At 61.5% G+C, this 8510-nt stretch carries 6 protein-coding genes and 2 riboswitches; of the genes, 2 read left to right on the top strand and 4 right to left on the bottom strand.

Annotation, left to right across the window (positions count from 1 at the left end; genetic code table 11):
• Nucleotides 1–4 precede the first annotated feature (4 nt).
• The 3 genes from cobW to FHW96_RS07570 form a co-directional block, all read right to left on the bottom strand.
• A complete protein-coding gene (gene cobW, locus FHW96_RS07580; RefSeq protein ID WP_172339930.1) occupies nucleotides 5–1036 on the bottom strand; it encodes a cobalamin biosynthesis protein CobW in 1032 nt (343 codons plus the stop codon).
• A 182-nt stretch (nucleotides 1037–1218) separates the two neighbouring features.
• Nucleotides 1219–1446, bottom strand: a riboswitch (cobalamin riboswitch).
• A 62-nt stretch (nucleotides 1447–1508) separates the two neighbouring features.
• Entirely contained in the window at nucleotides 1509–2534 is a 1026-nt protein-coding gene (locus tag FHW96_RS07575) for a HoxN/HupN/NixA family nickel/cobalt transporter (protein WP_172339929.1), read from the bottom strand.
• A 177-nt stretch (nucleotides 2535–2711) separates the two neighbouring features.
• Nucleotides 2712–2948: riboswitch (cobalamin riboswitch) on the bottom strand.
• A gap of 166 nt (nucleotides 2949–3114) precedes the next feature.
• Nucleotides 3115–5409, bottom strand: a complete 2295-nt coding sequence (locus tag FHW96_RS07570; RefSeq protein ID WP_172339928.1) for a TonB-dependent receptor — start codon at nucleotides 5407–5409, stop codon at nucleotides 3115–3117.
• On the opposite strand from FHW96_RS07570, the gene FHW96_RS07565 reads away from it, so the two are divergent.
• Both FHW96_RS07565 and FHW96_RS07560 read left to right on the top strand, forming a co-directional pair.
• Nucleotides 5366–5797, top strand: a complete 432-nt coding sequence (locus FHW96_RS07565; RefSeq protein WP_172339927.1) for a hypothetical protein — start codon at nucleotides 5366–5368, stop codon at nucleotides 5795–5797. The two genes, FHW96_RS07570 and FHW96_RS07565, sit on opposite strands and share 44 nt — an antisense overlap.
• Nucleotides 5778–6746, top strand: coding sequence for a sugar phosphate isomerase/epimerase (locus FHW96_RS07560; protein WP_172339926.1), 969 nt, complete (start codon nucleotides 5778–5780; stop codon nucleotides 6744–6746). The genes FHW96_RS07565 and FHW96_RS07560 overlap by 20 nt, the downstream gene beginning before the upstream one ends.
• Nucleotides 6747–6814: 68 nt before the next feature.
• Here the strand turns inward: FHW96_RS07560 and FHW96_RS07555 are convergent, their stop codons facing one another.
• Nucleotides 6815–8137 carry an MFS transporter gene (locus FHW96_RS07555; RefSeq protein WP_253950815.1) on the bottom strand — a complete coding sequence of 441 codons (1323 nt, stop codon included), beginning with the start codon at nucleotides 8135–8137 and terminating at the stop codon, nucleotides 6815–6817.
• Nucleotides 8138–8510 lie beyond the last annotated feature (373 nt).

Below are 8510 nucleotides of genomic sequence, written 5' to 3'. Positions count from 1 at the left end.
GGGTTTAGCCCGCCAGCGTGGCCCTGATGGCGGCGGCGTCAATATGGCCGCGTTCGGCAATGGCGACCAAGGTGGTCTGGCGCGTTTCGCCCGCGCGCCATGGGCGGTCATAATGGTGGCGCACCCGCCCGCCCACGGCCTGAACCAGCAGGCGCATCGGCTTGCCCGCCACAGCGGCATAGCCTTTGACGCGCAGGATTTGATGCTTGTCGGCCAGCAGGCCGATGCGCGCGGCCAGATCCGACGGGTCGGTGATTTCGGGCAGGGTGACGACTGTGCTGTCGAAATCATCGTGTTCGTGGTCATCCTCGCCATCGTGGTGCGAGGGGCGGGCGGCAATGTCATCCTCAGCGGCGGCGCCAAGGCCAAGGATGACGCGAGGGTCGATGACGCCCTCGGCCAGTTCAAGGATGGGGCGCGAGGTTTCCGCCGCGATCACCGCGCGGGCGGCGGCAGTGCCCTGCGGCCCGGCAAGGTCCACCTTGGTCAGCAGCACCATGTCGGCGCAGGCCAGTTGATCTTCGAAGACTTCGGAGAGCGGGGTTTCATGGTCCACGCCCGGATCGGCGGAGCGCTGGGCCTCGATGGCGGCGGGATCGGGGGCAAAGCGGCCTGCCGCCACCGCCTCGGCATCGGCCAGCGCCAGCACGCCATCGACCGTGATCCGGCTGCGGATCGCGGGCCAGTCAAACGCTTTGAGCAGGGGCTTGGGCAGGGCAAGGCCCGATGTTTCGATCAGAATGTGATCGGGGCGGGGATCGAGCGCCAGCAGGTGTTCGACCGTGGGGATAAAATCATCGGCCACCGTACAGCAGATGCAGCCATTGGCCAGTTCGACAATGCTTTCCGCCGGGCAATCGGGGATCGCGCAGGATTGCAGAATGTCGCCATCCACCCCCAAAGTGCCGAATTCATTGACCACCACGGCCAGCCTTCGCCCGCCCGCGTTGCGGATCAGATGGCTGATAAGCGTGGTCTTTCCCGCGCCCAGAAAGCCGGTGACGATGGTGACAGGAACCTTGGTCAGGTCGGACACAGCTACTTCTCCCGCGCGCCGGAGCGAGACAGGGCGGGGCATACCGGAAAGATCCGGCCGGAGCGCGACGACGGGCGGGCGCGACAAGGCGCCCGTGACCACGCAACCCGTGCAGCCCCAGCCACACAGTTCGCCGCTCAGACGGAGAAGTACCGTGCCGTGACCATTCCCTGGACCAAGGCAAGAGCGACCGGTGCGCCGGCAGGTCTCCTGGCTTGCGGGTCACAGCTTGATGCACGCCTTCCCAGACCGTTAAGCCCAGTGGCCGCCCCCCCGGGATGGTGGGGGACATGTGCATCGCGCTATCCGCTCACAGTTGCAGGGACAGCCGCGGATTTGGGGAGGCAAGCCCCCCGCACCGCATTCCCGATTAAGCCCGTTTAATGGGCACCGGCGCGATCAGTGAAAACCGGGTTGCCCCGATATTCGCCGCTGTTTCTAAACCACATGGCGCGAAAAGCAATTGGTGTGTTTACGAAACCTCGATTTCGTCAAAGCGCTTCCAGCGATAGATGGCGAAACTGAACACCCAGCACAGGACGAACAGGGCGATGATGCCAAAGCCCAGACTGTTGAAATTTTCACCCAATTGCGCCGCCATGGCCCAAGGCCAGCCCGTCAGGCCCAGCTTGCCCCCGATCAGCGCCAGCGTTTCGATCCCGCCGATGACGATGGCGACGATGGCCGAAACCAGCGTAATGGTGATGTTGTAATAGAGCTTGCGGATCGGCTTTACAAAGGCCCATTCATAGGCACCCAGCATCACCACCCCATCGGCCGTGTCGATCAACGCCATCCCGGCTGCAAACAGAGCGGGCAGCACCAGCACTGTGGATAGAGACAGGCCATTGGCCGCCTGATTGGCCGACATGCCCAGAATGGCGACCTCGGTGGCCGTGTCAAAACCGAGGCCGAAGAGGAAACCGAGCGGCGCCATATGCCAACTCCTGCTGATCAGCCGGAACATTGGGGCGAACAGCCGCGAGAGGGGGCCGCGCGATCCGGTCAGCATGTTGAGATCGGCCTCTGTGTAAGCGCCGCCCGCCCGGACATAAGCAAAGCTGCGCCAGACCGAGCGCAGGATGGCAAGGTTCATGCCCGCAATGGTGAAGAGGAACAGCGCCGAGATCACAGTAGCAATCACCCCGCCGATCTCCTTGAAGGCGCCGAAGCGGGCCAGAGCGCTGGCTGTCAGGGCGATGCCGACAGAGGCGATGGCGATGATACCTGAATGGCCCAGCGCGAACCAGAAGCCCACCGTGATCGGGCGCTGGCCATCCTGCATCAGCTTGCGCGTCACATTGTCGATGGCCGCGATATGATCGGCATCGACCGCATGGCGCAGGCCCAGCCCCCACGCCAGCAGCGCCGTCCCCAGCATCAGCGGTTGATGATGAAACAGGCCAAAGGCCCAGCCCCAGATGGCGATATTGGCAACGATCAGTGCGATCAGCAGCGCCCCGATCCGGCGGCGCAGCGATTTGAAATGGATGCTCATGATGCAAAACAGTCCCCCGGCGTCTTGCGACAGGGCCGGGGCAGACCCGCGCAAACGGGCGGCACGCGCAAGGGTCGGACGCCAAGAGCGACCCGCGCACGTATCCGTTGCGGCCCCGGCCGCTTATGCGTCGCTCAGACGGAGTACACCGTGCCGCGGCCATCCCCTGGGCCAGGGCAAGAGCGACCAGACGCCGGCAGGTCTCCTGGCTTGCGGGTCACAGCTTGATGCACGCCTTCCCAGACCTCGCAGGATTTAGCGTCCGGCCCAGTGGCTGGCCCTTTGCAAGGGCGCATGTGCATCGCGCTATCCACTTACAGTTGCAGGGACAGCCGCGGATTTGGGGAGGCAAGCCCCCCGCACCGCATTCCCGATTAAGCCCGTTTAATGGGCACCGGCGCGATCAGTTTGGCGACCGGATTGGCCGCCGGGGGCATGGTTACTGCAAATGGCGGGCGATGCCAAGAAGCGGCGAACGACAAAAGAGCCATGGAACGGGGGAGAGACCCATCCCATGGCTCTGCCTATTGATCATTCAGGCCGGCGCCCTCCTGATCAATGCGATCTGGCATCGTTTACATTACCAGTTGTAGGTAAAGCTTGCCCCATAGGTGCGCGGGGCCTGATATTGCTCGCGATAGGTCTGATAGGTCGCGCTGGTCGGGGCCGAGGCCGAGGAGAGCACAATCGTGTCCTCCAGATTGCGGACAAAGGCCGAAAGCGTCCAGTTGGCAGGCTCGTGCTTATAGGTCATGATGATGTCGCTGCGATGATAGCTGTCCTGACGGTCGGAGGTGAAATTGTAGAAGGTAAAGTACGATTCCGATTCAATATGCGTCTGGAAACGCGGGGTCAGACGCCCGCCGAAAACATGGAAATCATGCTCATAGCCCAGATTGACAGTCCAGACCGGGGCCTGGGGGGGACGCTTGCCGTCAAGCTGCCAGTTGGCGCCCACCAGCTTGCCCTCAGCCGCCGCCGCGCGGGCCAATTGACCGCTGACCGCCGCAGCGAAATTGGTGAAGCGCGCGTCCTGATAGGCGACATAGGCGTTGAAGTGATCGTCGGGCGTAGGATCGAACAAGGCGTCTAGTTCCACACCCTTATAGCGCGACGAACCGGCATTCAGCACCAGCGTGGCCACCGCGCCGTTTGAATTGGTGACGGTCTGCGACACCTGCTGATCGGTGTAATTGTAGAGATAGGCCGAGAGGTTGAGTTGAAGCCGGTTGTCCAGAAAGCGGTTCTTGGCCCCGATTTCATAGGCCGTGATGCTTTCGGGATTATAGGCCGCCAAATCGGTGAAGCCGCCCGCCTTATAACCGGTGTCGAATTTGGCATAGATCAGGTTGCGCGGCGTCACCTGATAATTGAGCGCGGCGTGCCAGGTGGTCTTGCTGCTTGCCGCAGTCGAATTTTGCGGCGTTGTCACCATCACGCAGGAATTGGTGAGGTAGCATTTGGTGTTCAGATAGGTGGTGACATTGGTAACGGTGTTATAGCCGATTCGGTGCTTGTCATCTTTGGAATAGCGCGCGCCCGCTTCCGCCGTCAGGCCGGGGATCAGCTCATACGAGGCCTGACCGAAGGCGGCCTTGGCCTCTGCAACGATATCGGGATAGACGTAATTCTGGATCAGGAAAGGCGTGCCCGAAATCGAATCCTGCCCCGGAAAATCCTGAAACTGCGTGGTCAGGTTGTTGCTTTCCTTGAAGTAAAATCCGCCGAACTGCCATTTCAGCGGCCCCTTGCTGTTCGAGGACAGGCGCAGTTCGTGGTTCCAAGAGGGCAGGTTTTCCCGTTGGCCAAAGGTGAAATTCTGGCGATTGGTGCCATAGGCGCCGCCCAGCGTGGTGCGCCGGTCGATTTTGAAGCGGCGATAGCCGCCCTGATAGGTCAGCGTGGCAAAGGTGAAGTCATAATCGGCCTGGGCGCGGAAATTCCACGCCTTGGTGCGCAGGAAAGAACCGGCGGGCATCGGGAAATCCTTGGCATTGCCGCGCGGGGGAACGCCCAGATCGACATCGCCCACCGCGTAACCGGCAGGAACATTGGCGGCGGTATAGAGCACCCATGGAATGGCCTGTGTTGCCGTTCCTACGCCGTCAAAGTCCGAATATTCCCCGGTCAGCAACAGCGAGAAGCGATCCGTGGGCTTCATCAACACATGCAGACGGGCCGAGCGGCTGTGTTCATCGTCGGCATTGGCGGAAGGCGCATTGTTGCGATAGCCGTCATGGTCGCGCAACTGAAATGCGGCGCGCAGCGTGATCCAATCATTGACGGGCACGTTGATCATGCCCTTCACATTATGCATCCGGTAATTGCCCGCCTCGACGCCCAGATAGGCTGACAGGTCGCCCGGCTTGGGTTTGGCCGTCACGATGTTGATCGCCCCGCCCGTGGCATTGCGGCCCAGCAGCGTGCCCTGCGGTCCGCGCAGCACTTCGACGCGCTCCAGATCGAACATGGACGCATTGAGGCCCAGCGCGCGTTGCAGGTTGAAGCCGTCGATGCTGATCGAAACGGCCGGATCGCCGATTTCCGAGGTGTCGCGACTGGAAACGCCGCGCACGCTGATGATCGTGGCGGGGCCTGCCTGCGCAAAGCTGACGCTGGGGGCCACGGCGGTCAGATCAGCCACACTGCCGACGCCGTTACGCGCCAGTGTTTCGGGGGTCAGGACCGACATGGCGATGGCGGTTTTCTGCTCGGTGCTTTTGCGCTTTTCGGCGGTGACGACGATTTCGCCCAGTCCTGCGGGTTGAGCGCTGACGGTTTGGGTTGCGCTGTTCTGAGCCATCGCCGGCGCGGCCTGAAGGTAGAGCGCGATGGTCAGATTGGATGAGATTGCAGCAAGCCAGTTCTTTTTCATGTGGGGCTGTCCCTCCCTGGGATGGCTTTGCCGGCGATGGTCACGGCGACCGATTCGTCTCGGCAATGGGATTGTCATATTTTTCGGGAGGAGAAATTTCAAGGTTAAAGTGAATGCACTTTTACGCTATATTGCGGAGACAAAGGGTGCAGTTCAGGAAAGGTGTCGGGATGAGCTGGCGCCGCATTCGGGCGTGGGATTTAGCGAACGGGCTCTGGAAATTCTGATTTTATGGCAAATTCCTGCGAATCCGGCAGCGAGAAAAGGTGCGAAAAACGAAAAATGTTTTATAAAATCACCCTTGCGCCGGGCGGGCAAAACGGCATACAGTTTTGTCGCAAATCAAGAGGCTGCCAGAGAGGTCAATCATGAAGTTGTCGCGACGTGAATTCGGTTTGGGCGCTGCTGTGCTGGGCATGGGCGCTCCGGCTTTTGCGGCATCGCGCCGTTCGACCCCAAGGCTGCAACTGGGCGTGCAGACCTACAGCTTTCGGGATATGTTGCAGACGCCCGGAGATATGATCGACAAGATGATCGCGGGTTGCCGCGCGGTGGGGCTTTCCAGCGTGGAATTGTTCGAGCCGACCATTCAGCCGCCCGCCTTTTCGGTTGATGCGCCATGGGCGATTGTGGCGGGTAAACCGACCGAAGCCTCGCTCTATGGGCGTCCGCCCGAAGGGCCCAAGCCCGCCTCGGCCCAGCAGGTGCGCGAACAGGTGCGCGCGTGGCGCCTGAATACGCCCATGTCGCATTTCGCCGCCATCGGCGCACGCTTTCGCGCCGCCGGGATTGCTGTGCAGGCGTTTAACTTTGGCCTGAAGGAGGATTGCACCGATGCCGAGGTGGAGCGCGGCTTTACCATGACCCGCGCCTTGGGCACGCGCATCATGACCGCCTCGACAACGCTGAAAATGGCCGAGCGCACCGCGCCTTTCGCCGCGCGCCATCGCGTCATTCTGGGCCTCCACGGCCATTCCAACCTGCATGACCCCAACCAGTTCGCCACACCCGAAAGTTTTGAGAGGGGGCTGGCCATGTCGCCCTTCTATCGGATCAATTTCGATATCGGCCATTTTGTCGCGGCCGGTTTCGATGCGCCTGCTTTCCTTGAAAAGCATCACGAAAAGATCGTCAGCATCCACCTCAAGGATCGCAAATTGCACGAAGGGGCCAATACCGTTTTTGGCCAGGGCGATACGCCGATCCGCGATGTGGTGCGAATGATCGCGCGCCATGGCTGGGCGATCCCCGCGATGCTGGAGTATGAATATGCCGGGACGGATTCGTTGACCGAATTGCGCCGGATGAAGGACTATGTCCGGGCGGCCTTGGTGTGATGGATCTGTTTTAGGGCTGCAAAAGGCGCCGCTCTCACTGGGAGCGGCGCCTTTTTTATGGCATGCAGTCAGGCGGCGCAGGCTGCCACGGCCTCGGATTCCCCCTCTTGCCTGGGCACCAGCGCTATAGCCAGCGCCGAAAGCGCGGCAACAGCGGCAAAGCCAATGAAATTCCACGCCATATCCAGTTGATAGGTCGCGATCATCCCGCCCAGCAGCGGCCCGCAGATCGACCCCATGCGCGAGAAGCTGAGGCAGCTGCCCACGGCTGTGGCGCGCAGCGCCGGGCTGAAATATTGGGACAGATAGCTGGTCACCATCACGGCGGCCGACACCGTGCCGACCCCTGCCAGCGCCACGATGCCATAGGTCATCATCAGTGGCCATTTGTGGGAAAGCAGCAGGATGGCCACCGCTCCGCCGCAAAAGGCGGCCACGATGATGGGCGCGCGGCCATGACGGTCGGCCAACCGGCCCAGCATGATGCCGCCCACCGAGGAGGCCAGCGCGAACACTCCCAGAAACATGATGCTGGGGCCAAGATCATAGCCCGAGGCGCGCATGATCTGGGGCAGCCATGTGTTCAGCCCATAGACGAGGATCATGCCGGTAAAGGTGGTCAGCCAGAAGCCGAGCGTGGCGCGCGCATGGCCATCGGCAAACAGCGCCCGCACGCCGGGTTTGATCGCGCCCTCAGCGGGCGGTGGGGCCAGATCCGCCGGATCAAGGCCGTAGCGACGGGCGATGTCGTCCGCCTTTTCATAGCGTCCCTTGCCCATCAGATAGGCAGCCGATTCCGGCAAAAGCCACAGGATGGCGGGTAACAGCACAAGCGGCGCGGCGCCCAGCGCCACGATCGGGCGCCAGCCCGCGTTTTGCAGCAGGAAGAAGGAAGCGAGCGCGGCGGCAAAGATGCCTAGCGAATAGCCGGAATACATGATGGCAAATTCGCGATTGATCTTTCCGCGCGGGGCAAATTCGCAGGCAAAGGCGGCGGCCACCGGCACGATGCCGCCAATGCCGATCCCTGCCAGAAAGCGCATGGCCGCAAAGAACAGCGGGGTTGGCGCCGCCGCTGCCGCTGCGCTGGTGATCGAAAACAGCGTCAGGCAGGCGATGAAGCAGGTCTTGCGGCCAAAGCGGTCGCTCAGCACGCCAAAGCCGTATCCGCCAAAGAACATGCCTGCCATGGCCGCGCTGGCCAGCAGGCTGGCCGAGGTCGGTCCCAGATGCCACGCCGGATCATTGAGCAGTCCGGGCAGTACAGCGCCCAGCACGCCCATGTCATAGCCTTCGGAAAAGAGGCCGAACCAACAGATCCAGATGATCAGCCGGGGCCGGCAATACCACGGGCGGCCAGACCGCAGGCGGGATTCGGGCGGGAAAGGCATCGTCAAGAACATCCTCCTTGGCGCCTTGCGGGGCGCAGGCCTGATCGGGGTGGTGCGGGCGTTGCTCTGGCCGGTTGCGCAAAGATGCATACCAGACATCGCGCTTCGCCTCGCCGCATGCCTCCGTGGGAAATGGGGCGGGATTAAACTGAATGCAGTTTTAGCTTGCATCAAACCGCGCGATCTATCAAGCTTGAAATATCAGAGCGGCGGTTCAGGCCGTCCTGCAAAACTATCCGCGATCTGCAATGTCGATCAAAGGTGTGCTCAATTTATCGAAAATATATTCTATATCATTCTAATAATTGAATTTATCGACTCCATCGCGATACCCCGCCTCACGGCTCATCGCAGAGGGATTCGACGTTGAAAA

It is taken from the genome of Novosphingobium sp. SG751A (genome assembly GCF_013149295.1).
Classification (GTDB): domain Bacteria; phylum Pseudomonadota; class Alphaproteobacteria; order Sphingomonadales; family Sphingomonadaceae; genus Novosphingobium.
This window is presented reverse-complemented; position numbering and strand designations above follow the sequence as displayed.

Coding starts and splice junctions, on each gene's coding strand:
- FHW96_RS07565 (WP_172339927.1), top strand. CDS start 5,366: ATGGTCAGATTGGATGAGATTGCAGCAAGCCAGTTCTTTTTCATGTGG.
- FHW96_RS07570 (WP_172339928.1), bottom strand. CDS start 5,409: ATGAAAAAGAACTGGCTTGCTGCAATCTCATCCAATCTGACCATCGCG.
- FHW96_RS07575 (WP_172339929.1), bottom strand. CDS start 2,534: ATGAGCATCCATTTCAAATCGCTGCGCCGCCGGATCGGGGCGCTGCTG.
- FHW96_RS07560 (WP_172339926.1), top strand. CDS start 5,778: ATGAAGTTGTCGCGACGTGAATTCGGTTTGGGCGCTGCTGTGCTGGGC.
- FHW96_RS07555 (WP_253950815.1), bottom strand. CDS start 8,137: ATGCCTTTCCCGCCCGAATCCCGCCTGCGGTCTGGCCGCCCGTGGTAT.